The 24,363-nt window shown below is 75.1% G+C and carries 20 protein-coding genes, 1 tRNA gene and 1 other RNA gene; 7 read left to right on the top strand and 15 right to left on the bottom strand.

The features are described from left to right. Positions 1 to 9 precede the first annotated feature (9 nt). The 6 genes from LO771_RS08270 to LO771_RS08235 all read left to right on the top strand — a co-directional run bounded on the left by LO771_RS08270 (position 10) and on the right by LO771_RS08235 (position 8,870). The gene (locus LO771_RS08270) at positions 10 to 627 is read left to right on the top strand and encodes a hypothetical protein (RefSeq protein WP_230649303.1); all 618 of its coding nucleotides are present in this window, start codon (positions 10 to 12) and stop codon (positions 625 to 627) included. A 736-nt stretch (positions 628 to 1,363) separates the two neighbouring features. After that, on the top strand, positions 1,364 to 2,899 hold the full coding sequence (locus LO771_RS08265; protein ID WP_230649302.1) for a DUF1254 domain-containing protein: 1,536 nt from the start codon (positions 1,364 to 1,366) through the stop codon (positions 2,897 to 2,899). Between the two features lie 118 nt (positions 2,900 to 3,017). After that, entirely contained in the window at positions 3,018 to 3,578 is a 561-nt protein-coding gene (locus LO771_RS08260) for a SulP family inorganic anion transporter (RefSeq protein WP_230649301.1), read from the top strand. An 815-nt stretch (positions 3,579 to 4,393) separates the two neighbouring features. Beyond that, positions 4,394 to 5,188, top strand: coding sequence for an SDR family NAD(P)-dependent oxidoreductase (locus LO771_RS08255; protein WP_230649300.1), 795 nt, complete (start codon positions 4,394 to 4,396; stop codon positions 5,186 to 5,188). A 364-nt stretch (positions 5,189 to 5,552) separates the two neighbouring features. Next, positions 5,553 to 6,575, top strand: a complete 1,023-nt coding sequence (locus LO771_RS08250) for an acetylserotonin O-methyltransferase (protein WP_230649299.1) — start codon at positions 5,553 to 5,555, stop codon at positions 6,573 to 6,575. 1,263 nt (positions 6,576 to 7,838) lie between these two features. Continuing rightward, the gene (locus LO771_RS08235) at positions 7,839 to 8,870 is read left to right on the top strand and encodes a RimK family alpha-L-glutamate ligase (protein WP_230649298.1); all 1,032 of its coding nucleotides are present in this window, start codon (positions 7,839 to 7,841) and stop codon (positions 8,868 to 8,870) included. A 141-nt stretch (positions 8,871 to 9,011) separates the two neighbouring features. On the opposite strand, the gene LO771_RS08230 is transcribed toward LO771_RS08235, so the two are convergent. The 11 genes from LO771_RS08230 to ffs all read right to left on the bottom strand — a co-directional run bounded on the left by LO771_RS08230 (position 9,012) and on the right by ffs (position 20,314). Beyond that, entirely contained in the window at positions 9,012 to 9,653 is a 642-nt protein-coding gene (locus LO771_RS08230) for a class I SAM-dependent methyltransferase (protein ID WP_230649297.1), read from the bottom strand. Between the two features lie 212 nt (positions 9,654 to 9,865). After that, positions 9,866 to 10,684: an SURF1 family protein gene (locus LO771_RS08225; RefSeq protein ID WP_230649296.1), complete on the bottom strand. Its 819-nt coding sequence runs from the start codon at positions 10,682 to 10,684 to the stop codon at positions 9,866 to 9,868. 258 nt (positions 10,685 to 10,942) lie between these two features. Beyond that, positions 10,943 to 12,292, bottom strand: coding sequence for a DUF4232 domain-containing protein (locus tag LO771_RS08220; protein WP_230649295.1), 1,350 nt, complete (start codon positions 12,290 to 12,292; stop codon positions 10,943 to 10,945). Continuing rightward, positions 12,289 to 13,059 carry a SigE family RNA polymerase sigma factor gene (locus LO771_RS08215; protein WP_374228108.1) on the bottom strand — a complete coding sequence of 257 codons (771 nt, stop codon included), beginning with the start codon at positions 13,057 to 13,059 and terminating at the stop codon, positions 12,289 to 12,291. The genes LO771_RS08220 and LO771_RS08215 overlap by 4 nt, the downstream gene beginning before the upstream one ends. A gap of 368 nt (positions 13,060 to 13,427) precedes the next feature. Further along, on the bottom strand, positions 13,428 to 14,480 hold the full coding sequence (locus LO771_RS08210; RefSeq protein WP_230649294.1) for an aspartate-semialdehyde dehydrogenase: 1,053 nt from the start codon (positions 14,478 to 14,480) through the stop codon (positions 13,428 to 13,430). After that, the gene (locus LO771_RS08205) at positions 14,477 to 15,757 is read right to left on the bottom strand and encodes an aspartate kinase (protein ID WP_230649293.1); all 1,281 of its coding nucleotides are present in this window, start codon (positions 15,755 to 15,757) and stop codon (positions 14,477 to 14,479) included. The genes LO771_RS08210 and LO771_RS08205 overlap by 4 nt, the downstream gene beginning before the upstream one ends. Before the next feature lie 149 nt (positions 15,758 to 15,906). After that, positions 15,907 to 16,644 carry a DUF5063 domain-containing protein gene (locus tag LO771_RS08200; RefSeq protein WP_230649292.1) on the bottom strand — a complete coding sequence of 246 codons (738 nt, stop codon included), beginning with the start codon at positions 16,642 to 16,644 and terminating at the stop codon, positions 15,907 to 15,909. Continuing rightward, complete coding sequence (recR, locus tag LO771_RS08195; RefSeq protein WP_230649291.1) at positions 16,637 to 17,236, bottom strand: recombination mediator RecR; 600 nt, start codon at positions 17,234 to 17,236, stop codon at positions 16,637 to 16,639. Before recR ends, LO771_RS08200 begins: the two co-directional genes overlap by 8 nt. Before the next feature lie 115 nt (positions 17,237 to 17,351). Continuing rightward, on the bottom strand, positions 17,352 to 17,699 hold the full coding sequence (locus tag LO771_RS08190; protein WP_230649290.1) for a YbaB/EbfC family nucleoid-associated protein: 348 nt from the start codon (positions 17,697 to 17,699) through the stop codon (positions 17,352 to 17,354). 182 nt (positions 17,700 to 17,881) lie between these two features. Next, on the bottom strand, positions 17,882 to 20,095 hold the full coding sequence (locus tag LO771_RS08185) for a DNA polymerase III subunit gamma and tau (protein WP_230649289.1): 2,214 nt from the start codon (positions 20,093 to 20,095) through the stop codon (positions 17,882 to 17,884). A gap of 128 nt (positions 20,096 to 20,223) precedes the next feature. Beyond that, positions 20,224 to 20,314: signal recognition particle sRNA small type (gene ffs / locus LO771_RS08180), an RNA gene on the bottom strand. A gap of 110 nt (positions 20,315 to 20,424) precedes the next feature. Between ffs and LO771_RS08175 the strand changes: the two genes are divergently transcribed. Continuing rightward, positions 20,425 to 20,509, top strand: a tRNA-Ser gene (locus LO771_RS08175). Between the two features lie 159 nt (positions 20,510 to 20,668). On the opposite strand, the gene LO771_RS08170 is transcribed toward LO771_RS08175, so the two are convergent. The 4 genes from LO771_RS08170 to LO771_RS08155 form a co-directional block, all read right to left on the bottom strand. Beyond that, positions 20,669 to 21,067 carry a CBS domain-containing protein gene (locus LO771_RS08170; protein ID WP_374228098.1) on the bottom strand — a complete coding sequence of 133 codons (399 nt, stop codon included), beginning with the start codon at positions 21,065 to 21,067 and terminating at the stop codon, positions 20,669 to 20,671. A gap of 56 nt (positions 21,068 to 21,123) precedes the next feature. Next, the gene (locus tag LO771_RS08165; protein WP_230649288.1) at positions 21,124 to 22,611 is read right to left on the bottom strand and encodes a DEAD/DEAH box helicase; all 1,488 of its coding nucleotides are present in this window, start codon (positions 22,609 to 22,611) and stop codon (positions 21,124 to 21,126) included. 343 nt (positions 22,612 to 22,954) lie between these two features. After that, positions 22,955 to 23,158: a cold-shock protein gene (locus LO771_RS08160; protein ID WP_014061102.1), complete on the bottom strand. Its 204-nt coding sequence runs from the start codon at positions 23,156 to 23,158 to the stop codon at positions 22,955 to 22,957. 539 nt (positions 23,159 to 23,697) lie between these two features. After that, positions 23,698 to 24,045 (bottom strand): MerR family transcriptional regulator, encoded by a 348-nt coding sequence (locus tag LO771_RS08155; protein ID WP_230649287.1) that lies wholly within the window; start codon positions 24,043 to 24,045, stop codon positions 23,698 to 23,700. Positions 24,046 to 24,363 lie beyond the last annotated feature (318 nt).

Raw genomic sequence — 24,363 nt, 5'->3', positions numbered from 1 at the left:
GGAGTCCCCATGAGCATCACGACGGCAGTGCGGGTCCGTTCCGCGGTGGCGGTCGCCGCGGCGGCCGTGGTGGTCGCGGGCGTCGGCGCCGCGCCGGCGTCCGCGCACGGACCGGCCTCGGTGCGGGTGAAGTCCGGCACCACCAAGGTGACCCTGGCCCCCGCCGTGACCCGCGCCCTGCTGAAGGCCGGCATCCTGCCGGTCGTCACCCGCCCCGGCCACGCCGGCCTCGCCTTCGGCGGCGGCCAGGCCACCCTGACCGCGTCCTTCCCCGTCACCGGCGGACGGCTGACCCCCTCCCCGCTGGGCGGCACCATCGAGCACCGCGGCGGCCTGCGCTTCGTCAACCTCCACAACGGCAAGTCCCTGGAGGTCCGCGACTTCGTCATCGACCTCAAGCACGGGAACCTCACCGGCCGCGTCGCCGGCACCCGCACCCGGGTGCCCGTCTTCACCCTGGACCTGTCCAAGGCCCGGGTCCACCTCGGCAAGCACTCCGCCACCGCCTCCAACGTCGGCCTCAACCTCACCAAGACGGCCGCCGGCGCCCTGGACGCGACCCTGAAGACCAAGGCGTTCGCCGGCGGCCTCAAGGTCGGCACCGCCACCACCAACCCCCGCTTCTGACCCGCACCCCCACACAGCCCTCGGGACGGGCCGCCGGTCCGAGCGGCACCCGCCGCACGGACCGGTGGCCCGCAGCCTTCCCGGGTCCTCGCGGGGGCTGTGTGGGGGCTGGGGAGCGGAGATACCGCCCCGGCCGATCCAGCCTTTCCAACGAATCCCGAAGCCCTGGCCAGCACCTTCGTGGTTCGCTGCAGACGGGGAGAAGACCGGGACGCCATTCGGGACGAAGAGGCCGTGGGTTCACATCCCGCCACCCCAGCCCAGGAAAGTGCAGTTCAGGGCCGGTCCTCCGCTCAGGGGGCCGGCCCTGAGCCGTTTCCCGGGACGGTCGGGAAGCCGAGAGCCCCCGGTGTTCCTCCCGGACCTCCTCGTCGAGCTGCGCGCAGGGCACCGACGCGCCTCTCCGGGCGCCTGCCGCCGACCTGCCGCCGACCTGCCGCGGACCTGCCGCGGACCTGCACCGGACGCCCTCACGGCCCCGGGCCCGGCCACGCTCCTCCGGTTCCCGCCGCACCGTCCGACGGGCCCACCGAGCACGGTTGCAGGGGTGTGCCGCCGGGCCTCTACTGGAAGAGGGGGCCCGACGGCCCATCCCGCCCAGGCCCCCGACCGAGCACGGCGCGCGGCACTGCCGCGGCGCACCGGGAGGAGCCAGGAGGCGCCCCCGCCGGCTCGCCCCGGTCCGAGGTGTGGCGACACTCCGTGCTGCCCGTCCCTGAGGGAGAGGAACGCGGACATGGCATCCACGGCCACCGACAACCGTCCCGCGCAGCGACTGCGTCACGACCTCGCCGACGTGGCGTCAGGAATCGTCCAGGCGGCCACCGCCACCGGCCGGGCCACCGCGGCAGCGGTCCGCCACCCCGGCGCGGCGGTGGGCCGCGCGAGGCAGGTGACGCGGTCCGTCCCCGCGGCGTGGCGCGCGGCGAAGCCCTCGCTGACCGGCCGCGTGGACGACTGGCGGCACGAGTACGCGTACGCGCTGGGGCAGGAGGCCTTCGTCTACGGCTTCCCCTACATCTACAACGCCCGGCTCCGCCACCGCTGGGTGACGCAGGAGCCCGAGTCGGAGATGTCGCCCCACGCACCCGTGAACGTCTTCTGGCACGCGGACAAGCTCTGGGACGCCTCCGACCGGCAGGGCCTGTCCCCCAACAACGACACGCTGTACTCGTGGGCGTGGGTGGACCTGGGCGCCGAACCCGTCGTCCTCGCGCACCCCGACATGGGGGACCGCTACTTCACGTTCGAACTGGTCGCGTTCACCTCCGACAACTACGACTACGTGGGCCGGCGGGCGACCGGGCCGGAAGCCGGCGCCTTCGCCCTCGTCGGGCCGGGTTGGACGGGGGAGCTGCCCGAGGGGGTGCGCCGCACGGCGACCGCCCCCACCCCCTGGGTCCTGATCGCCGGGCGCACCCTCGTCGAGGGTGAGGACGACCTGCCGAGGGTCCACGCGCTCCAGCGGCAGTACACGTTGACGCCGCTGCACCTGTACGGCAGGAGGCGCGTCACGCTCCCGGAGCGGCGCGACGTGGCGGAACCGGTCGACGCGGCCCGGGACCCGCTGGGGCCGTGGAAGACGCTCAACGCGATGCTGGCCGAGAACCCCCCGCCGCCCCACCACGACCTGCTGCTCCGGCAGTTCGCGGAGATCGGCGTCGGGCCGGGCCTGGACGTCGAGGCGCAGCCGGAACCGGTGAAGCAGGGTCTGGTCCGCGCTGCCGCCACCGGCCTGTCCATGCTCGAACAGCAGTTGCTCAGCGGCCAGTGGGCCACCCTCGTCAACGGGTGGCGCTACCCGCCCCCGCAGATGGGCCACTTCGGCGACGACTTCCTGCGGCGGGCCGCGGAGCAGTCCCTGGTGGGCATCGCCGCCAACGACCCCGAGGAGGCCGTCTACCTGGCCGCCTTCGACGACTCGGACGGCAGGACGCTGACCACCGGCCGCTACCGCCTCCGCTTCGGGGCGGGTGAGCTGCCCCCGGTCGACGCGTTCTGGTCCCTGACCGCCTACGACGAGGACCGGAACCTGATCCCCAACCCGATCGACCGCTACTCCGTCGGCGACCGCACCCAGGGGCTGGTGACGGACACCGACGGGGGCCTGACCCTGTACCTCCAGCCGGACTCGCCGGGCCGCGAGCGGGAGTCCAACTGGCTGCCCACACCCAAGCAGGGCATCTGGTACGTCGGGCTGCGCATGTACCTCCCGCACCCCGAGGTCGTCGACGCGCGGTGGCACTGCCCGCCGATCACCCGCGTCGGCTGACGGCGGCCCGGGCCGGGCGCACCGCAGCGGCGGAAGCCGTGGTGGGCAGCCGCGCCCTGCGGTCGGGAGCCGCCCGCGGACGGCGGGCGGCTCGGGACCCGGGCGCCCGGGGCGCCCGGTGACATCCGGACAACCGCGGCCGCGGCGCACCGCGGCCGGCTGGTGGACCGGCTACCGGCGCGCATGGCTGCGCGGCGACCTGCCGGGCGCGTTGACGGCGTGGGCACTGATCGTGCCGGAGTCGGTGGCCTGCGCGGAGATCGCCGGCGTGTCACCGCAGAACGCCTTCCACGGCGCCCCGGTCGCGCTCGCCCTCCACGGCCTGCCGGGCGGGTCCCGGTTCCTGGTCGTGGGCGCGACGTCCGCCGCGGCGGTGCTGCCGGCCTCCACCGTCGCCGCGTTCGCGCCGGACAAGGGCGAGAGTCCCGCCGGGCCGGTGTCCAGGCCGGATCCCACGCCGGTCCCGGCGCTGCCCGTCCGGACGCTCACCCACCCGAAGCCCGACGGCTCACCGGGGATCGATCTCCACCTGGACCCGGCGCGGTGTCCGGGCACCCTCCTGGACAACCGGCTTCTCCGGGCGCAGACGAACGCCATGGCAGTGGAGCAGCGGTCGGGCCTCGTCGTCCCGAACTCCGGGCACTGCATCCGAGAGGAGGAGAGCTTCCTCGGCACCTGACCGGCGTCCGCGCCGCGGGGCGCGGACGGGGCAAGCGGCCCCGCCGGGGCCCCGCTCCACCCGCCGCCCCCCGCCCCCCGCCCCCGCCCCCCGCCCCGAGACATAGTGGATTGACTAATCCATAAATTGCGCTAGCCTGTTGATACGGCTCGAACCAGGGAGTTCGACATGGACCAGGCGATCGACCGCGCCATGGATCTGCCCTGGCGGAGCCGCGGCCACGTCGGGACGTCCCTGCAGGACCCGCTCAAGAAGCTGCCGGCAGGCAGTGGCAGTTTCCACGCGGGCTTCGACACGAAGGAGGATCTGCACCCGCGCTCTCTCGAGCGCCCCACCGCTCCCCGGGCAGCGGCACGGAGAAGATCTTCAAGGAGACCGCCGGGCCCAGGCCCGCGGTCCACCGGATGCCATCCTCCCCGATCAAGGCGGACCCGGCCGACCCCGCACACGCGCGTCTCGCAGCCAACGCCTCCACGCAGCGCGGCGACCCGTCGTCGACGGTGGCCGACCGCGCCGACACCGCGGTCCGACAGGTGGAGCCCTTCACCGCCGGAGCCCTCGAGCGAGTGAAGGCGCGCGGTGGACCCTCCTCCGAGGAAAACCCGCGGGAGCCCGCCCGGTTCCTGACCACGTTCCTCCAAGGCGTCCGCATCGCCGGCCGGTCCCGCACGGGACGGCGGTTCGCCGACGACGCCCTGACCGCCGCGATGCGCCTGTCGGACCGAGCGAAGCGGCAGCCCCGGCACCGCACCGCGCCTTCCCGCCGTCTCCGGCGTACCATCGTTTTATATCGATCAATCCAGAAAGAGAACACCATGGAACTGCACCTCAAGGACAAGGTCGCCGTCGTCACCGGCGCCAGCAAGGGCATCGGCCTGGCCGTGGTCGAGAGGCTGGCCGGCGAGGGGGCCAAGGTCGTAGCGGGCAGCCGCACCTCCACCCCCGAACTGGACGCCCTGGCGGCCAAGCACGACGTCACGGTCGTGTCGGTCGACCTCTCCACCGCCGAAGGGGCCGAGCGGCTGGTCCAGCAGGCCGTGGAGAAATACGGCCGCATCGACGTCCTCGTCAACAACGTCGGCGCCGCCGAGCCCCGCGAGTCGTTCCTCAAGGTCACCGACGAGGACTGGCGGCGGATTTTCGACCTCACCTTCTTCAGCGCCGTACGGACGAGCCGCGCGGCCCTCCCCCACCTGGTCCAGGCCGGCGGCGGATCGATCGTGAACATCAGCTCGATCAACGCGAGGCTGCCCTTCCCCACGGTCGTGGACTACTCGGCGGCCAAGGCGGCGCTGACCAACCTCAACAAGGCGCTGTCCGAGGAGTTCGCCCCGCAGGGCGTCCGCGTCAACGCCGTCTCCCCGGGGCCGGTCCGCACCCCCTTCTGGACCGCTCCGGGCGCCTTCGCCGACGCCACCGCCGCAGCCGCCGGAGTCACCGCACAGGAAGCGCTCGACGTGGTCCTGCCGCAGAGCATGGGCATCAGCTCCGGCCGGATCACCGAGGCGCACGAGGTCGCCGACCTCACCCTCTTCCTGGCCTCGCCGGTGGCGGGCAACATCACCGGAGCCGAGATCATCATCGACGGCGGCCAGGTCAAGACCTTGTGACACGCCCCCGTCGGGCCAGCTCACGTCGCGGCTTCACGGCCCCCGGCCATGACGCCGGGACGCCGTACGGATCCGGCCGGCCGCGACGCCCGACACCCCGCCCTCCCCGCTCACCGCGCGAGGGCCCGTCCGTCCGCCGGTCACCCGGAACGGCACCTTCGCACACCCCCGGCGGGCCGATCGCGCAAGAACGCCCCACCCGCCACCGCCCCGTCATAGGACGCGCAGCGCTCGACCACGACTCCTGTCGAGCCCCACCCGCCCGAACCGCCTCTCCGCGGCGGCGCCCTGTCGGCAGTCGCCTGTGCGGGCGCATCTCAAATAAGTTTAAAATTCAACTTCTTGCTCGAATGGAGAACCCGACATGTCCGTCAACGACCCCATCACCCCTGAGCCGCTCCTCCAGCTCGGCCTCGGCTTCATGGCCTCCAAGACCCTGCTGAGCGCAGTGGAGCTGGGAGTGTTCACCGTGCTGGCCGGCGGCGGCCGCGACCGCGCCTCCCTCGCCGCCGAGGTGGGCCTGCACACCCGGTCCTCCGGCGACTTCCTCGACGCCCTGGTCTCGCTCGGGGTGCTGACCCGCGACGCGGACGGCGTCTACGCCAACACCCCCGCCGCGGACCTGTTCCTCGACCGCGCCAAGCCGTCGTACGTCGGCGGGATCCTGGAGATGGCCAACGCCCGTCTCTTCGGCTTCTGGAGCAACCTCACCGACGCACTCAGGACCGGCGCGCAGCAGAACGAGGTCGCCCGGAGCGGCGCCCCGTTCTTCGTGACCCTCAGCCAGGACCCGGTTGCCTGGCGCAACTTCCTCAACGGCATGAACGGTGTCAGCACCCCGCTGGCCGGCGCCCTCGCCGCCGACTTCGACTGGACCGGCCGCCGCCACGTCATCGACCTCGGCGGAGCTCTCGGCGCCGTCCCGGCCGCGGTGCTGCGCGCCAACCCCGACATCACCGGCGCCGTCTTCGAGCTGCCGCCTGTGCAGCCGGTGTTCGAGGAGTTCGTCGCCGCGCACGGCCTGACCGGCCGTCTCGCCTTCCACGGCGGCGACTTCTTCTCCGACCCGCTGCCCGAGGCCGACGTCTACGTCATGGGCCAGATCCTCCACGACTGGAACCTCGAGCAGCGCCTGGTCCTGCTGCAGAAGGCCTACGACGCCCTGCCCGAGGGCGGCACCCTCATCGTGTACGACGCCATGATCGACGACGAGCGCCGGCACAACACCTACGGCCTGATGCTGTCGCTGAACATGCTGATCGACACCGAGGGCGGCTCCGAGTACACCGTCGCGGACGCCACCGGGTGGCTCCGGACGGTCGGCTTCGCCAAGGTCGAGGCTCGCCACCTCACCGGGGGCTACTCCGCCGTCTACGCCACCAAGTAGGCGCGGGGCCCGGCAGCCGCCGGTGGTGCGGGGCATGCCGTGCGGAACCGGAGCGACCGGACCGCTCGGCATGCCTTCCGGCCATGCCTCCTGGGACGCGGACGGCTCACAGCCCGGCGCCCCGGCCCCCTCTGCCCTCCGGGGGCCGAGCCGTCGGAGCACCGCGGGTACGGCATGCCGGGCGCTGAAAGCCCGGAGCGGGCCGCCGAACGAACGAGAACGCCGGCACCGCACCGAGGGCGAGCACCCTGCGCGGATCAGGACGGCCCTGCGGAACGACGCGTCGGAGGCGTCCGCGTTCCGGTGGGCGTCCGCGCCCATGACGGTCGGCACCGGCAGCGCGGCCACCACGGCCAGGCCCGCCGGCCGCGCGGCCGCGTTGTTGACGCCGCCGGCCGTACCCGCCCGTGAGACGTCGACGGGCCCGGGCACGGTGGCGGTCAGCGGGGCGACCAGCGTGACCATGCCCGCGCCCGTGACCGGCACGGCCGGCAGACACCCCGTCAGAGGGCCGGCGCCCTCGCCGACGCGCGGCATCAGGGGCATCGCCATGGCCGGCGGCGGCGGGCCGACGGTCAGCGGGATGCGCGGCCCGATCCGGTCCTGCGGGCGCTCCAGGCCGACGCCGACCTCACCGGGCGGTTCGACCGGTCGATGGCCGGTGTCGGCTCCACCTCGCGCCGGGCCCACCGGCATGCGGCCGGCGCCCCGATCGTGCGGAGCGTGCCCCCGTCCATGCCCCCGTCCGCGCCCCCGACTTCCGGCCGCCCCTGGCCGGAGACCTCGAGCCCGTCCTCCCGGCGACCTCGCGGCGAGAGGCGCCCCCTCCGAGACCCGACCGCAGGCAGGGCCGCCGTCCCCGCCCTCCGCCCTCCGCCCTCCGCCCTCCGCCCTCCGCCCGCCGACGTCGGGCCGGGGCGGGAGGAGCCCCGGGGTGCGCCCTTCGGAGGAGTGTGCTGGGCTGGGGACAGCACTACGGGGAGCGCCGCACCTCCCGCCCGTGCCTGCACGGGGACGGTGCGGCGGCGTCATGGACGGAGAGAGCACCGACGGTGCGGTACCCGATCGCGAGGAAGCACGGTTCTCACCGGGGCGCGGACCTCCGGCCCGGGCGAGGCCGTTCGGCACCCGTGATCCGGACTGGGACGTCGGGGACGCCGGGGGTGGTGTGATGAGCGGCCAGGCTGTGTCCCGCATGGGCGGGAGACCCGGGGCGGACCCGTCGCGGGCGTCCTCCGGCCGCCTTCCCGAAGGGCACCGCCCATGCTGAGGGTGGGGACCTTCCTGCCGCCCGCCGCCCGCGGAGGGACGGCGGCGCCGCGTCCGCACACCGGCGTCGGCAGGATCCCGCCCGACGACCACGCGCTGCTCATGGAGCTGCTGGCCGGTCTCACCGACGTCGAGTTCGTCCACGACCTGGACATCCGCCGGTCCTGCATCCGCAACGGCAGGGTGCACTGCGGTGAGGTCTGCCTCAACGACCTCGACCTCTACGTCTGGCACGCCTGGATGGCTCGGGAGCCCGGCAGCTACGCCATGGAGGCCCTGCGCACGCTCAGCGCGGACGTACCGGTCGTCCCCGACCCGGTGCGCTTCTCCACCGGCCTCGACAAGTACCGGGCACACCTGCGGCTGTCCCGGGCCGGCCTCCCCGTGCCCGACACGGTCCTGCTCGACCGGCGCGACGCGGCCGCCGCCGCGCCCGTCGTCGCGGAGTGGGGCCGCGCCCTGCTGAAACCCAGGCACGGCTCCTTCGGGCACGGGGTCCTGCTGATCGAGGACCCCGCCACCCTGCGGGACCTGGCGGACTACCTGGACAGCACTCTCGCGGCGACCACGGAGAGCACCTTCCTCCTGGAGCGCTTCTACCCGAACAGCCCCGCGGACTGGATCGGCACGACCCTCGTCGGCGGCACGCTGATGTACGGCTACCGCAAGCGCAGCCACCGTTTCGCCCGCCTGTCCGCCGACGCCTGGAAGGTGTACGACCCCGAGGGGGCCGGCGGCGACGTCGACGGCTGCGAGGTCCCCCCGGTGCACGCCCGACTCGCCCGGCGTGCCCAGCAGGCCCTGGGCCTGCCGCTGGTGGGCTTCGACCTGATCCTGTCCGAGGGGCGGCCCGTCATCGTGGACGAGAACACCTTCCCCGGCCTCTACCCCGGTCTGTTCGCCGCCGCCGGGCGCTCTCTCGGCCGTGAGCTCTTCGCCCTCGTCCGCGACCTGGTCGGGAACCGTCCCGGCGGACTTGCGCGTGCCCGCCAGGACGGGACGACGGTCCGGACGGATGCGGGCTGAACGCGGGGCGGCCCGAGCGCGGGGCGGCCCGAGCGCGGGGCGGGGACAGCCGTGCCGCCGGGGCCGGCGCCGGGTGGTGGCCGGCCGGCGCCCCCGCCCCCGGGGGCAGGGCGTGCGGGGGCGGGGGCGGACTGCGGGGGCTCAGGGGCGGCGCAGGCGCACCAGCGCGTCGACGGCCTCGGCGGCGGGGCCGCCGCCCTGGTCCTGTCCCCGCGCGTGCCCGGGGGCGACGGGGCGGCGGAGGCGTTCGGCGCGCACGGCCTCCAGTCCGGCGCCGGCGAGGTCGGCGAGGACGTCGTCGGGGGTGAACAGCACGGCCGGGTCCTGCGGGCCGCCGACACCCTCGGTGAGGTTGGACGTGTCGTGGCCGATGACGAGCAGGGTGCCGCCGGGGGCGAGCGCGCGGGCGGCGTGGTCCAGCACGGTCCGCCGGTCGGCGGCGGGCAGGTGCAGGAAGCAGAGGATCACCAGGTCGTACCCGGCCGGCTCGGGGGTGTACGCGGTCGCGTCGGCGTGCACCCACGTGATGCGGTCGGCCGTACCGGGGGGCTGCGCGGCGGCCAGGCGGCGGCCGCGGTCGAGGGCGACCGGGGAGAGGTCGACGGCGGTGACCTGCCAGCCCGCCGCGGCGAGGGCGATGCTGTTGCGGCCCTCGCCGGCCGCGAGGTCGAGCGCGCGGCCGGGCGGGAGCCCGGCGGTCTCCCGCACCACCCAGCGGTTGGGCTCGGCGCCCCACACCAGGTCGGCGGCGGCGTAGCGGGCGTCCCAGTCGCGCTGGTCCATCGTGTCCTCCTGACGGGATCAAGCGAAGCGGGGCGGGGTGGAGCGGGGTGGAGCGGATTGCGGGGCGGGGGGCGGGGCGCCCGGCGGCCGCGGGCCCGCGGCCGTGCGGTGGCCGGACCGCAGGGGCCGGCCGGGCGGTGGCCGGGCTGGGTTCTCGCGGGAGGCGGGCGGTGTTCGCGCGGGAGGCGGGCGGTGTTCGTGCGGGCGGCGGGTCAGCCGGTACCGCCGGTCGGGCGGGCCTCGGCCGGGAGGGCGGCGCCCGCGGCGGGCCCGGGCAGCAGGCCGAGGGCGCGGTCGCGCTCCGTCTCCCCCTCCCGCCGCACCAGCCGGAACCACATGAAGACCACGAAGCCCGCGAAGACGAACCACTCCAGGGTGTAGCCCAGGTTCTGGAAGGCCCGCAGGGTGAGGCCGTCCCCGCCCTCGGGCTGCACGGTGGGCACGGCGGTGAGGCCGGCCGGCGCGGCGTCGGCGGCGACCCAGCCGTCGTACACGCCGTACGGAAGCACGTTGACCAGCGTCGCCGGACTGATCGTGCCGAGCTGGCCCGGGGGCAGCCCGCCCGCCACGGCGCCGGAGGTGCCGGTGCCCTCGGCGGCCTGGAGGCGCCCGGTGACGGTCACCCGGCCGGCGGGCGCGGGGGGCCCGGCGGCGGGCGGGTCCCCGGCGTGCCAGCCGCGTACCACGGCGACGGCCCGGCCGTCGCCGGTGCGCAGCGGGGTGAGGACGTAGTAGCCCTCCCGTCCCTCCACGGTCCGGTGGGGCACCAGGAGCTGGTGGGCGGGGTCGTAGCTGCCGGTCGCGGTGACGGCGCGGCCCACGGTGTCGGTGCGGACGGCGGGCGGCGTGCCGAGGACCTGCGCAAGCGGGGCCGCGGCCGCGCCGGCGGCGGGACGGCCGCCGTGGTGGGACTCCACGCGGGCCTCGAACCGGCCGAGCTGCCACGTCCCCAGCCACAGGCACGCGGTCACGGCGGTCACCGCGAGGAGGGTGGCGCCGATCCAGCGCGGGGTGAGGAGGAACCGGTACACACCCCCACGGTAACGACTGCGGCGGACGCAGGGGTGGCAGGGTCGGTCCCGGCGGGGCCACCGCGGCGTCCGGAGGCGGCGGGGCCGGTCCGGCGGACGGTCGACGCCGGGAGCCCGGGCGGTCGGCGCCGGGAGCCCGGGCGTGCGGGACGCGCCCGGGGGGGGCGGGTCGGCGGCTGCCCGGGCGCCCGGCCACCCGGGCCGCCGCGCTGTCCGACTGCTGCCGCCGTCCGGCTGCCCCGCTGTCCGGCTGGCTGGCTATCCGGCGGGCAGCGGCCCCGTGTGGTAGACGGTGCCCGTGCAGGCGCCCTCGATGGTGGCCGGGCCCACCTGCGGCCCGCCGGCGTCCGGGGTGTGGCCGAGGCTGATGCTGCTCCCCGGTGCTCCCGGTCCGCCCGCCGTGCCCGCCTGGGCCGGGGCCGGGCTGACGGCGGTCTCCGGGGTGCTCGGCGTGGCGGAGGGCGTGCCGGGGCTGCCGCTCGGCTCGGGGGTGGGGGTGGGGGAGCACACGGTGGCGTTGCCCTCCCCGGGCACCCAGCCGAACCGGATCCGGTAGGCGCTCCCCGGGCGCAGGACCAGCCGGTCCGCCCCGGCCGACGGCGCGGGCAGGCCGGAGGCGGGGTCGCCGCCGGTGTGCACGAGGATCGTGATCTTCGACGCGTCGGTGCCGACCGCCGAACGGACCTGCACCGTGCCGGCCCCCTCGACCGTGCAGGACTCGGAGGAGGAGTTGACCACGGAGAAGAAGCCGTAGACGCGGCCGGCCGCGTCGGCCGGATCGACCCCGCTCGCCCCCGCGGACAGCTGGTCGGCCCGGCAGGCGGGAGCGGCGGCGGCACTGGGCGCGCCGGTCCGCGCGCCGCCGGGCGGAAGGCCTCCCGCCGCACCGGTGGCGCTCCGTCCGGCGGTGGGGGCGCTGGATCCGGCGGGGCCGGTACCGGCCGTGCCGCCCGCACCGTCGCCGGGGCTCGGGGAGGACCCGTCGAGGGGCAGGCCGGCGCGGGGGGTGGAGTCCACGACCCGGGAGCCGGACGCGGCGGGCAGGGGCGCGCCGGTGCCGTCGGCCCGGCGGGCGGCCGACACCCGGTCGCCGCCGTCCGCACCGGTCGCCGTCCACAGGGCGGGGACGCTCGCTCCGGCGAGCAGCAGGAGCGCGGCGGCGCCGGTCCAGGCCTGGCGGCGCCGGGCGCGGCGGCGCGGCACGGCCTGCTGGATGCGCCGGAGGGCGTCGGGGGTCGGGGCGAGCCCCTCCACCGCCCGGTGGAACAGCTCGCGGACCTCGCGCTCGTCGCCGTACAGGCCGTCGCCGTCGGGGCCGTCGCCACCCGGGCCGCCACCGTCCGGACCGCCGTGGACCGGACCGTCGGGAACCGCACTCCCGCGGAGCGGCTTCGCGCGGACCGGGCCCTCGCCCACCGGGCCCGCGTGGACGGGCCCGGCACCTGCGGCGCGGCCGCCCCGGTCCGCCCCCGGTGACCCGTCACCGGAACCACCGGAGCCGCCGGAGTCGCCCGAGCCGCGCACCAGCCGGAGGAAGGCGGCGGTACCGGCGGTACCGGGGCCGTCCTCCGGCCGCCCGGTGCCGCCGCCGCGCTCGTCGCCGCTCATGCCTGCGCCTCCATGCGGGTGCGCAGGGCCGCCAGGCCCCGCGAACCGTACGCCTTGACCGAACCCACCGAGATCCCCAGTGTCTCCGCCACCTGGGCCTCCGTCATGTCGGCGAAGTAGCGCAGCACCAGGACCTCGCGCTGACGCCGCTGCAGGCCGCGCATGGCCGCCTTGAGCTGGTCGCGCTCCAGCGCCTCGTACGCGCCCTCCTCGGCGCTGGCCATGTCGGGCATCGGCTTGGGCAGCAGCCGCAGGCCCAGGATGCGCCGGCGCAGTGCCGAACGGGAGAGGTTGACCACGGTCTGCCGCAGGTAGGCGAGGGTCTTCTCGGGCTCGCGGACGCGGCGGCGGGCGGCGTGCACGCGGATGAACGCCTCCTGCACGACGTCCTCGCAGGAGGCGGTGTCGTCGAGCAGCAGGGCCGCGAGGCCGAGAAGGGAGCGGTAGTGCGCGCGGTACGTCTCGGTCAGCAGGTCGACGCTGGTGCCCTCGGAGGCCGCCTCGGCGGTCCGCACGTCCTCGCCGCGCTCAGCGGGCCGGCGCACGGCCGGGAAGGACGTGGTCACGACCGCTCCGCCGGCCGTCGCCGGGACGGGCGGCGGGGCCGGTGCGAGGGCGAGCCGGGCGGTCCGCCCGGCGGTGCCCCCGCGGGGCGCGGGGACCCGGTCGGGAGCAGCCGCGAGCAGGGGCGCCCGCCGTGCCGCACCGGCCCCCGCCAGGGCTCTGCCGGCTGCCGCCCCGACGGCTGTGCTCCGCACGCTCCGCATCTCCACCACGCCTGTTGGACACTCGACCCCCCGTCACGGTTGTGCTCTCCCGCGGACCTTCCGGTCCGTCCCCCGGATTCCCCTGCGGGACCCGCGGACGTCCCGGCCGGGCCCGCCGCCCTCCCCGCCCGGGGGTGCCGGGCGGTCGGCGCCGGGCGGGCGCCGGCTGCCGGTGGTCGCCCCACCGTAGTCGGGTGCCGGTCCGTCATGGCGACGCCCCCCTCCTGCTTCGCGTACGTATCGGTGCAGTTCCGGGGCCTATCGGGACAAAGCAGAACCCCCTCGGGAGAGTCCGGGGGACTCTCCCGAGGGGGACACGCACCGGAGGTGCGAACGGTTGCGCCGGGGGCCGGGAAACCGGCCGGGGCTCAGGAGGACAGCTCGGCCGCCACGAGCTCGGCGATCTGGGCGGTGTTCAGCGCCGCGCCCTTGCGGAGGTTGTCGCCGCAGAGGAAGAGGTCCAGCGCGCGCGGGTCGTCGATGGCGCGGCGGACGCGGCCCACCCAGGTCGGATCGGTGCCCACGACGTCGTTCGGCGTCGGGAACTCCCCGGCGCCCGGGTTGTCGTAGAGCACCACGCCGGGGGCGGTGCGCAGGATCTCGTGGGCCCGCTCGACGGTGACCTCGTTCTCGAAGACCGCGTGGACGGCCAGCGAGTGGGTGGTGATCACCGGGATGCGCACGCAGGTGGCGGAGACCCGCAGGCCGGGCAGGCCGAGGATCTTGCGGGACTCGTTGCGGACCTTGAGCTCCTCGGAGGACCAGCCGTCCTCCTTGAGGGAGCCGGCCCACGGCACGGCGTTGAGGGCCAGCGGGGCCGGGAACGGGCCGGTGTCGCCGACGGCGGCGCGCAGGTCGCCGGTGGCGGTGCCCAGTTCGGTGCCGGCGACCTTGGCGATCTGGTCGCGCAGGGTGTCCACGCCGGGCTGGCCGGCGCCGGAGGCCGCCTGGTAGGAGGCGACGACCAGCTCCTGGAGGCCGAACTCGGCGTGCAGCGCACCCATCGCCACGATCATGGAGAGGGTGGTGCAGTTGGGGTTCGCGATGATGCCGCGCGGGCGGTTGCGGGCCGCCGGGGCGTTGACCTCCGGGACGACCAGCGGCACGTCGGCGTCCATGCGGAAGGCCCCGGAGTTGTCGACCGCCACCGCGCCCCTGGCCGCCGCGACCGGCGCCCACTGGGCGGAGACCTCGTCGGGGACGTCGAACATCGCGACGTCGACGCCGTCGAACGCCTCCTCGGAGAGCGCCACGACCTCGACCTCCTCGCCGCGCACGGTCAGCCGCTTGCCGGCCGAGCGGGGGGAGGCGATGAGGCGGATCTCGCCCCAGACGTCCTCCCGGGTGGAGAGGATGTCGAGCATGACGGTGCCGACGGCGCCGGTGGCGCCGACGACGGCCAGGGTGGGCTTGCGGCTCATCGGCCGGTACCTCCGTAGACGACGGCCTCGTCGGACTCGCTGTCCAGGCCGAAAGCGGTGTGGACGGCGCGCACGGCCTCGTTGACGTCCTCGGCGCGGGTGACCACCGAGATGCGGATCTCGGAGGTCGAGATCAGCTCGATGTTGACGCCCGCACCCGAGAGCGCCTCGAAGAAGGCGGCGGTGACGCCGGGGTTGGAGCGCATGCCGGCGCCGACCAGGGAGATCTTCGCGATCTGGTCGTCGTAGCGGAGGGACTCGAAGCCGACGACGGCGCGAATCTTCCCCAGCGACTCGATGGCCTTGTGGCCGTCGGTCTTCGGCAGGGTGAAGGAGATGTCGGTGAGGCCGGTGGAGGCCGCCGAGACGTTCTGCACCACCATGTCGATGTTGATGTCGGAGTCCGCGATCACGCGGAAGATGCGGGCCGCCTCGCCCGGCTTGTCCGGCACGCCGACGACCGTGACCTTGGCCTCGGACGTGTCGTGGGCGACTCCGGAGATGATCGCCTGCTCCATCTCGCCCCCTTCGGGCTTCGTCGGCTTCTCGTTGCTCACCCAGGTGCCCACGTGGCCGGAGAACGACGACCGGACGTGGATGGGCATGTTGTAGCGCCGCGCGTACTCCACGCAGCGGTGCAGCAGCACCTTGGACCCGGACGAGGCGAGCTCCAGCATGTCCTCGTACGCGATCCAGTCGATCTTGCGGGCCTTCCTCACCACGCGCGGGTCGGCGGTGAAGACGCCGTCGACGTCGGTGTAGATCTCGCAGACCTCGGCGTCCAGGGCGGCGGCGAGCGCCACCGCGGTGGTGTCGGAGCCGCCGCGGCCCAGCGTGGTGATGTCCTTGCTGTCCTGCGAGACGCCCTGGAAGCCGGCCACGATCGCGATGTTGCCCTGGTCGAGGGCGTTGCGGATGCGGCCGGGTGTGACGTCGATGATGCGGGCCTTGTTGTGGACGGAGTCGGTGATCACTCCGGCCTGGCTGCCGGTGAACGACTGGGCCTCGTGGCCCAGGGATTTGATCGCCATCGCCAGGAGCGCCATGGAGATGCGTTCTCCGGCGGTCAGCAGCATGTCGAGCTCGCGTCCGGCAGGGATGGGGGAAACCTGCTCCGCGAGGTCGATGAGCTCGTCCGTGGTGTCGCCCATCGCGGACACCACGACGACGACCTCATGGCCGGCCTTCTTGGTGTCGGCGATCCGCCGGGCGACGCGCTTGATGCCCTCGGCATCCGCCACGGAGGAGCCGCCGTACTTCTGCACGACAAGGCCCACGTGCGCTCCTCGATCGGTGTGTCCTGCGGTCGGTCCAGTCTAACGAGCAGGACTGCACCGACGCCCTCGTTCCACATCGTGGGACACCGGTTCCGATGGGTGGGCGCAGAGGTGCCGCGGGGCGCCGCCCCGCGCCCGCCGCGCCGCCCTCAGCGGCTCCCGCCGTGCCGGCCCAGCTCGGCCGCCATCAGCGCACCCGCCTGCGCCTCCAGCTGCTCGTCGGTGAGGCCGTCGTCGTCGGTGTCCGCGCCGTCCGGCACCGCGCCCAGCGGACTGTCCAGCCGCACGTGCGCCACCAGCGACTGCAGCGCGCGCAGCACGCCGGTGCAGGTCGAGCCCCAGTTGGACAGGTAGGAGAACTGCCACCACCACATGGCCTCGCTGACCCGGCCCTCGCGGTAGTGGGTCAGGCCGTGGGACAGGTCGGCGACCACGCCCGCCAGGTCGTCGGAGATCCGGAAGGTCGCGGGCTTCTCCGGCGGCCCGTACGGGTCGAAGACCTCGTGGTACACGTCGATCGGCGCCAGCAGCGCGGCGAGCCGCTCCCGCAGCTCGTCGCCGTCCGGCTCCGGGCCGGTGTCCGGCTCGAAGCGGTCGTCGGGCAGGACGTCCTCGACCGCGCCCAGGCGGCCGCCGGCCAGCAGCACCTGGGAGACCTCCAGCAGCAGGAGGGAGACGGCGCTGCCGGGCTCGTCGCCCTTGGCGATCTCGTGCACCGCCAGCACGAAGCTGTCGACGGAGTCGGCGATCTGCACCGCGAACTCGTCGGGCCCGGCGCCGGGAGCGTGTCCGGGGGCGTCCGGGGCGGTGCGCGCGGCGGCGCGCGGGGCGATGTGCGGGGCCGCGGGCACGGGGGCGGGTACGGCGGTGTGTACGGCGTCAGACATCGAGCAGTCGTCTCCCTTCGAAGGCCCGTCCGAGGGTGACCTCGTCGGCGTACTCCAGGTCTCCTCCCACCGGCAGGCCGCTGGCCAGGCGGGTCACCTTCAGGCCCATCGGCTTGCAGAGCCGGGCCAGGTAGGTGGCGGTCGCCTCCCCCTCCAGGTTGGGGTCGGTGGCCAGGATCAGCTCGGTGACGGTGCCGTCGGCGAGCCGGCCCAGCAGCTCGCGGATCCGCAGGTCGTCCGGGCCCACGCCCTCGATGGGGCTGATGGCCCCGCCGAGCACGTGGTACCGGCCGCGGAACTCGCGGGTCCGCTCGATCGCGACGACGTCCTTCGGCTCCTCCACCACGCAGATCAGCGCGGGGTCGCGGCGCGGGTCCTGGCAGACGCGGCACAGCTCCGCCTCGGCCACGTTGCCGCAGACCGCGCAGAACCGCACCTTCTCCTTGACCTGCTGGAGCGCATGGGCCAGGCGCCGCACGTCCACCGGGTCCGCCTGCAGGATGTGGAAGGCGATCCGCTGGGCGCTCTTGGGCCCGACGCCGGGCAGCCTGCCCAGTTCGTCGATCAGGTCCTGAACAACGCCTTCGTACACGTCATGCCCTCCGTGAGCCGCCGCCGGCGGCGGACGTCCATGGCCATCATCCAACGGGAGGGGCGCCGGACACACCGTCCGACGCCCACCGAAACCGTTTCTTCCCCGGATCCGCTCAGAACGGCAGGCCGGGAATGCCCCCGCCGGGGCCGCCGAGGCCCTGGGTGAGCGGGCCCAGCCGGTCCGACTGCATCTTCTGCGCGGCGGCGGACGCGTCCCGCACCGCGGCCAGGACGAGGTCCGCCAGGGTCTCCGTGTCCTCGGGGTCCACCGCGGCCGGGGCGATGGTCAGCGCCAGCAGCTCGCCGGCGCCGGACACGGTCGCCTCCACCAGGCCCCCGCCCGCCGTCCCGCTCACCTTCGCCTCGGCCAGCTCCTGCTGGGCCTTGGCGAGGTCCTCCTGCATCTTCTGCGCCTGCTTGAGCAGCTGCTGCATGTTGGGCTGACCGCCACCGGGGAACACGGCTCACTCCTGCCTGAGGACGACGTCGTACGACGCCTCCGAGCCTACGTGCTCGCCCGGACGGGCGCGGGGCGGCCTCCGAACCGGCGGGGGCCCGGGGCGCGCCGCCCCCGGGGGCGCCGGGCGGGCCGGGCGGGCCGGGCGGGCCGGGCACGGAGCTCCCGGGCGGAGGGCGGCGGACGCTAGTCGTGGCGGATCTCCTCCAGGACGGTGGCGCCCAGCTCGCGGACGATGAGCTCCTGGCCGGAGAACGCCTCCTCGTTGAGGTCGGGGTCGTCGTCCTCCGGGATGTCGTCCTCGGGTGCGACCGGCGGCGGCGCCGCGGGGGTCGCCGCCGGTGCGGGCGCGGGCACGGCGGGTGCCGGGGTCCGCTGCGGGCCGGCGGTCGGCGCCGGGGCCGCGGGGGCGGCAGCCGGAGCCGCCTGGGCGGCGGGCGGCTGGAAGGGGGCGGCCGGCCGCGGGGCGTCGAAGCCGCCGCCTCCCCAGCCGCCGCCCCCGGAGGGCGGGGCCGGCGGGGCCGAGCCGCCGGACGGGTCGACGATGGCCTCGATGCGCCAGTCCGCGCCGAGGGTGTCGGCGACCGCCTGGTGGAGGATCTCGTCGCTCTTGCTGTTGACGAAGCTGTCGCGGGCCCCGAGGTTGCCGAAGGAGACCTGCAGCACGTTGCCGTCGAAGCCGGCCACCTGCCCGTGCTGGCTGAGCAGGATCCACGTGTAGCGGCGGCGGCCCTTCACCGCGTCGAGGATCTGCGGCCACAGCTGCCGGATCTGGGCCGCCCCCTGCTGGGCCGCGGCCGACGGCTGCGCCGCCGCGGACTGGGGCTGGTGGGGCTGGGGGGAGGCGGGCTGCTGCGCGGGCGCCTGCGGGGCGGCGGCCTGCGGGGCCGGGGCGTCCTGGGCCTGGGGCCGGACCTGCGGTGCGGCCGCGGGCGGCGGGGACGCCGCGCCACCGCCGGGCGTGAAGCTCCGCGGTACCGGCCACGCGCCCGGCGCGGAGGCCGGGGCGGGCGCCCCCGCCGGGGTGCGGGAGGGCGCCGGGGCCGCCTGCGGCGCGACCGCCGCCGGCTGGGCCTGGGCGTGGACCTGCGCGGGAGCGGCCTGCGGAGGGGCCGCCTGCTGCACGGGGGCGGGCCGGGCCTCGGCGGGCGCTGCGGCGGGGTACGCCTGCGGCGCACCCGGCGCCGGAAGGGAGCCCGGGGCCGGCGCACCCGAGGCCGCGGGCAGGCCCGCACCGCCCAGGGAGGCGCGCCGCTCCAGCTTGTCGACCCTGGCCTGCAGCGACAGCTCGTCGTCGTACGCGCCCGGCAGCATCACCCGGGCGCAGATCAGCTCCAGCTGGAGCCGGGGGGCGGCGTTGCCGCGCATCTCCGTCAGCCCGGTGTTGACGATGTCGGCGGCGCGGCTCAGCTCGGCCGGTCCGAAGGCGGACGCCTGCCGGGCCATGACCTCCACCCGGTCGGCGGGGGCGTCGATCAGGCCCTTCTCCCCCGCGTCCGGCACGGCGGCCAGGACGACCAGGTCGCGGAGCCGCTCCAGCAGGTCGGCGACGAAGCGGCGCGGGTCGTGGCCGCCCTCGACCACGCGGTCCACCACGCGGAAGACCGTGGCGCCGTCGTGCGCGGCGAAGGCGTCGACGACCTCGTCCAGCAGGGTGGCGTCGGTGTAGCCGAGCAGGGCGGTCGCCATGGCGTACGTCACACCCTCCTCCCCCGCGCCGGCCAGCAGCTGGTCCATGACCGACATCGAGTCGCGGACCGAGCCGGCGCCCGCGCGCACCACCAGGGGGAAGACGCTCTCCTCCACCCGGATGGACTCCCGGCCGCAGACCTCGGCCAGGTAGTCGCGCAGGGTGCCGGGCGGGACCAGGCGGAAGGGGTAGTGGTGGGTGCGGGACCGGATGGTCCCGATGACCTTCTCCGGCTCCGTCGTGGCGAAGATGAACTTCAGGTGCTCCGGGGGCTCCTCGACCACCTTCAGCAGGGCGTTGAAGCCCGCCGGGGTGACCATGTGGGCCTCGTCCAGGATGAAGATCTTGTACCGGCTGTGGACCGGGGCGAAGAACGCCCGCTCGCGCAGCTCGCGCGCGTCGTCGACGCCGCCGTGGGACGCCGCGTCGATCTCGATGACGTCGATCGACCCCGGGCCGCCGCGCGCCAGGTCCGTGCAGGACTGGCACGTCCCGCAGGGCGTGGGCGTGGGGCCCTGCTCGCAGTTGAGGCAGCGGGCCAGGATGCGGGCGCTGGTCGTCTTGCCGCAGCCGCGGGGGCCGCTGAACAGGTAGGCGTGGTTGACCCGGTTGTTGCGGAGGGCCTGCTGGAGCGGAGCGGTCACGTGCTCCTGGCCGATGACCTCCGCGAAGGTCTCGGGGCGGTAGCGGCGGTACAGGGCGAGGGACACGCCACCGACGATATAGGGGAGGACCGACAACCGGCGCCCCGCGTGCTCCGCGGACCGCGGCGGGTCCCGGCGGGGCCGGTGCGCGGGGGCCCGCACGGCAGGCCCCGGACGGAGGGCCCCGGGAACGACAGGACCCCCCGTGCACCCGCCAGAGCTCACCTACCCTTGCTGCCTTCCGGCCCTGGGGGGGTTCAGCGAGATGACGCCGCACGAGGGGCTGGCACCAGAGTAGCGGATCCCGGGACCGCTCATGACCGCAGCTCGGGCCCGCCGCGCGCCTCCCGGCCGGTGTGCACGAGCACCCCCGAACATCTAGTAAGCTCTCCCACGGAGGATTCGCCTAGAGGCCTAGGGCGCACGCTTGGAAAGCGTGTTGGGGGCAACCCCTCACGAGTTCGAATCTCGTATCCTCCGCCGGCAGAGGGCCCGGACCGCACCAGCGGTCCGGGCCCTCGTCGTTTCCACCGCCGCGCCGCTGCAGGCGTGGAGGGCCCGGCACCGGCGCCCCGCCGTCTCCTGCCCCGCCGTCTCCTGCCTCGGACGGCCGGCCCGGGGCGGGCCGGCCCGGGCGGGTCAGCGTGCGAGCGCGAGGACGCCCAGGGCGTACCCGTTCTCGTCGACCACGGGGGAGGCCCCCAGCATCCGGTCGCGCAGGGCGCCGTCCGCGCTGCCCAGGGAGGTCGCGGAGGAGGTGAAGGGGCCCCGGTCGTGGACGATGTCCCGCAGCCGGGTCTGCTCGCAGTACCAGGAGCCGCCGCGGTGGGCGGTGAGCTGGTCCCGGGTGACCAGGCCGGAGCACCGGCCGTCCTCGTCCTGGACGAGCAGGTGCTCGACGCGGGCGCTGATGAGGACGGACAGCGCGATGTCGACGACCATGTCGTCGCCGACCTGCGGTCCGGGCGGGGCCATGGCGTCGAGGGCCGTCAGGCCCGTGCCGTCGGTCTGCCGAGGCTGCGTCCGAACCGGTGTCACAGGGCTTCTCCTTGTCAGTGGGGCGACGGGTCGGGTGCGTGCCGTCCGGGCGGCGTCTATGCGGTGCCGCCGAGCGAGGGGCCGCGTCGGGCCCGGACGGTGCGGCCGCGCCGCCCGCGGGCCGAGGGGGCGCTGCGGCGGGGACGCTCCACGACGGGTGCGGTGATGGTCACCGGGACGCCCGAGGGGGCCTGGGCGCCCGTGATGCGGCTCAGCTCGGCCTCGCCGGAGCGGACCCGGGTGGTCTGCGGGGTGATGCCGGCGTCGGCCATCACCCGGTTCATGCCGCGGCGCTGGTCGGGGAGGACGAGGGTGACGACGCTGCCGGACTCGCCGGCGCGGGCGGTGCGTCCGCCGCGGTGCAGGTAGTCCTTGTGGTCGGTCGGCGGGTCGACGTTGACGACGAGGTCGAGGTTGTCGACGTGGATGCCGCGCGCCGCGACGTTGGTCGCCACCAGCACCGTGACGTGGCCGGTCCTGAACTGGTCGAGGGTCCGGGTGCGCTGGGGCTGGGACTTGCCGCCGTGCAGGGCGGCGGCGCGCACCCCGCTGTTGAGCAGGTGCTCGGTGAGCCGGTCGACGGCGTGCTTGGTGTCCAGGAACATGATCACCCGGCCGTCGCGGGCGGCGATCTCGGTGGTGGTGGCGTACTTGTCGGCGCCGTGCACGTGCAGGACGTGGTGCTCCATCGTCGTCACCGCGCCCGCGGACGGATCGACCGAGTGCACCACCGGGTCGGTCAGGTAGCGGCGCACCAGGAGGTCGACGTTGCGGTCGAGGGTGGCGGAGAACAGCATCCGCTGGCCTCCGGGCCGGACCTGGTCGAGCAGGGCGGTGACCTGGGGCATGAATCCCATGTCGGCCATCTGGTCGGCCTCGTCCAGCACGGTGGTGGCGACCCGGTCGAGACGGCAGTCGCCGCGCTCGATGAGGTCCCTGAGCCGGCCCGGGGTCGCGACGACGACCTCGGTCCCGGCGCGCAGCGCGTTGGCCTGACGGCCGATCGGCATACCGCCGACGACCGTGGTCAGACGGAGCCTCAGCGATCGGGCGTAGGGGGCGAGGGCGTCCTTGACCTGCTGGGCCAGCTCCCGGGTCGGCACCAGGACCAGGGCCAGCGGCTGCCGCGGCTCGGCGCGCTGTCCGGCGGTGCGGGCGAGCAGGGACAGGCCGAAGGCCAGGGTCTTGCCCGACCCGGTGCGCCCGCGGCCCAGGACGTCCCGGCCCGCCAGCGAGTTCGGGAGCGTGGCCGCCTGGATCGGGAACGGCACGGACAGGCCCTCGGCGGTGAGGGAGGCCAGCAGCGCGGCCGGCATGTCCAGGTCGGCGAAGGACGCGGCGGCGGGCAGCGCCGGGGTGGTGGTGACCGGGAGCGCGAACTCCCCCCGGAGCGCTGCGGGACGCCGCCCGGAGCCGCCGGGACGGCCCGGGGAGCCCGGGCGGCCCGGGGCGGGGGAGCCGAAGCGGTCCCCCCTGCCGGAGCCGGGGAAGCCGGCGGACCGGGTGCGGGAGTAACGGTCGTCCGTGCGAGCGGTGCGGTTCATGGAGAACCTTCCTCGATGCGGCGCGTTTCGAGGAATTCCCGGCGTCCGATGACGGCCGGGAGGATCGCAGGAACGAGCCGGGGAAAAAACGAAGACGAAGCCGGGCGGAGAAATCGCGCCGGAGCTTCGAGGGGATCGGCGTCAGCCGAGGGGAAAGGACGGCCCGGATGCCGGACCACGGGGGCGGGACGGTCCTCCGTCCGGCCGGGGCCGCGGCCGCGGGCGGATCGACGGCGGAACGCCGTCCCGCCGTCGCCCGTGGGACCGTGCCGGTCCACGGGCGTGAAAAGCAACGGGCCGGGGCCCGCACCCCAAGGTGCGGGCCCCGGCGACGTCGTGCGCGTCAGGCGGGAACGATGTTCTCGGCCTGCGGGCCCTTCTGGCCCTGCGTGACGTCGAAGTTCACCTTCTGGCCCTCCTGAAGCTCACGGAAGCCCTGGGCGGCGATGTTCGAGTAGTGGGCGAAGACGTCAGCGCCGCCGCCGTCCTGCTCGATGAAGCCGAAACCCTTTTCCGCGTTGAACCACTTCACGGTGCCAGATGCCATAGTCGATCTCCTTCGGGGCAGTACCCGGAACCCGCACTGTGCGGGGCCGGCGTCGCCGCGATGGTGCCCGGCCCGGAAAGAACGCCGGACATAAAGAAGTGCTCCCGCCGGCACAGAGGGCCGGCGGGGGCACTTGAAGTCTCTGGGAACCACAACTGCAACCGGGATTAACCGTAGCACGGAGCAGGCCAACGGGCGCGGTGAGTTTCCTCCCCCCGCCCGCCGGTCCATGAATTCTCGTCTTTCATTGCACTGAATTTCTCTTCCTGCGGCGACAGGTATTCGCACGGGGCGGGCGCGCCGCGCGGGCGGGACGGGCGGCGGCGGCCGCCCGGTCCGGGCGGACGGGTGCGGGTGGGACGGGGGTCGCCGCACGGGCGTCCGCCGGGGCCGGCCGACGGCGTCGGCCCGGTGCGCACGGCGCCGGGCCCCGCCCCTTCCCGTCCTGCCGGCGTGCATCCGGGACCGTCGGAGCGGCCCGCCGTCCGATCGTCGCCTCCTCGGGCCGCGGCTTCGGGCCGCGGCTTCGGGCCGCGGCTTCAGGAACCGGTGTCCGTGCCGGGGCCGGCGGCCTCCTGGCGCAGTTCCTCGTTGAGGCGCAGGGCCTCCTCGAGCTGGTCCTCCAGGATGACGATGCGGCAGGCGGCGTCGATCGGGGTGCCCTGGTCGACGAGTTCGCGGGCGCGGGCGGCGATGCGCAGCTGGTAGCGGGAGTAGCGGCGGTGGCCGCCCTCGGAGCGCAGCGGGGTGATCAGGCGCGCCTCGCCCACGGCGCGGAGGAAGGCGGGTGTGGTGCCGATCATCTCGGCGGCGCGGCCCATGGTGTAGGCGGGGTAGTCGTCGTCGTCGAACCGGTCGGCGGTACGCGGTTTGGCCTCTGGGGTCACTTGCACCTCTTCTGGAACTGGAACGCGTCGAGGGGCCCCGGTGCCGTGCGGCACCGGGGCCCCGAGGGGTTCAACACCATCTACATCTACCGGCGCTGTGCGCCTCTCTGTGTCCGCACGGCCGTCCGGGAGGACGGGAGTGCGGGGATCGCGGATGCGTGACCGGGGACCACCTTCCATTCCGGGGTCTGCGGTACCCGAGCGGACCAGGTCGTGGCTCGGGCGATCCTGATGGCGTCGTCCGCTCCTCTCTTTCTCATCTGTACTGGCTGGTACTGCTTCGGACTGCGGTACCGACCGGCGGCCCCTCGGGCCGCC

It is taken from the genome of Streptacidiphilus sp. ASG 303 (genome assembly GCF_020991365.1).
Classification (GTDB): Bacteria; Actinomycetota; Actinomycetes; order Streptomycetales; family Streptomycetaceae; genus Peterkaempfera.
This window is presented reverse-complemented; position numbering and strand designations above follow the sequence as displayed.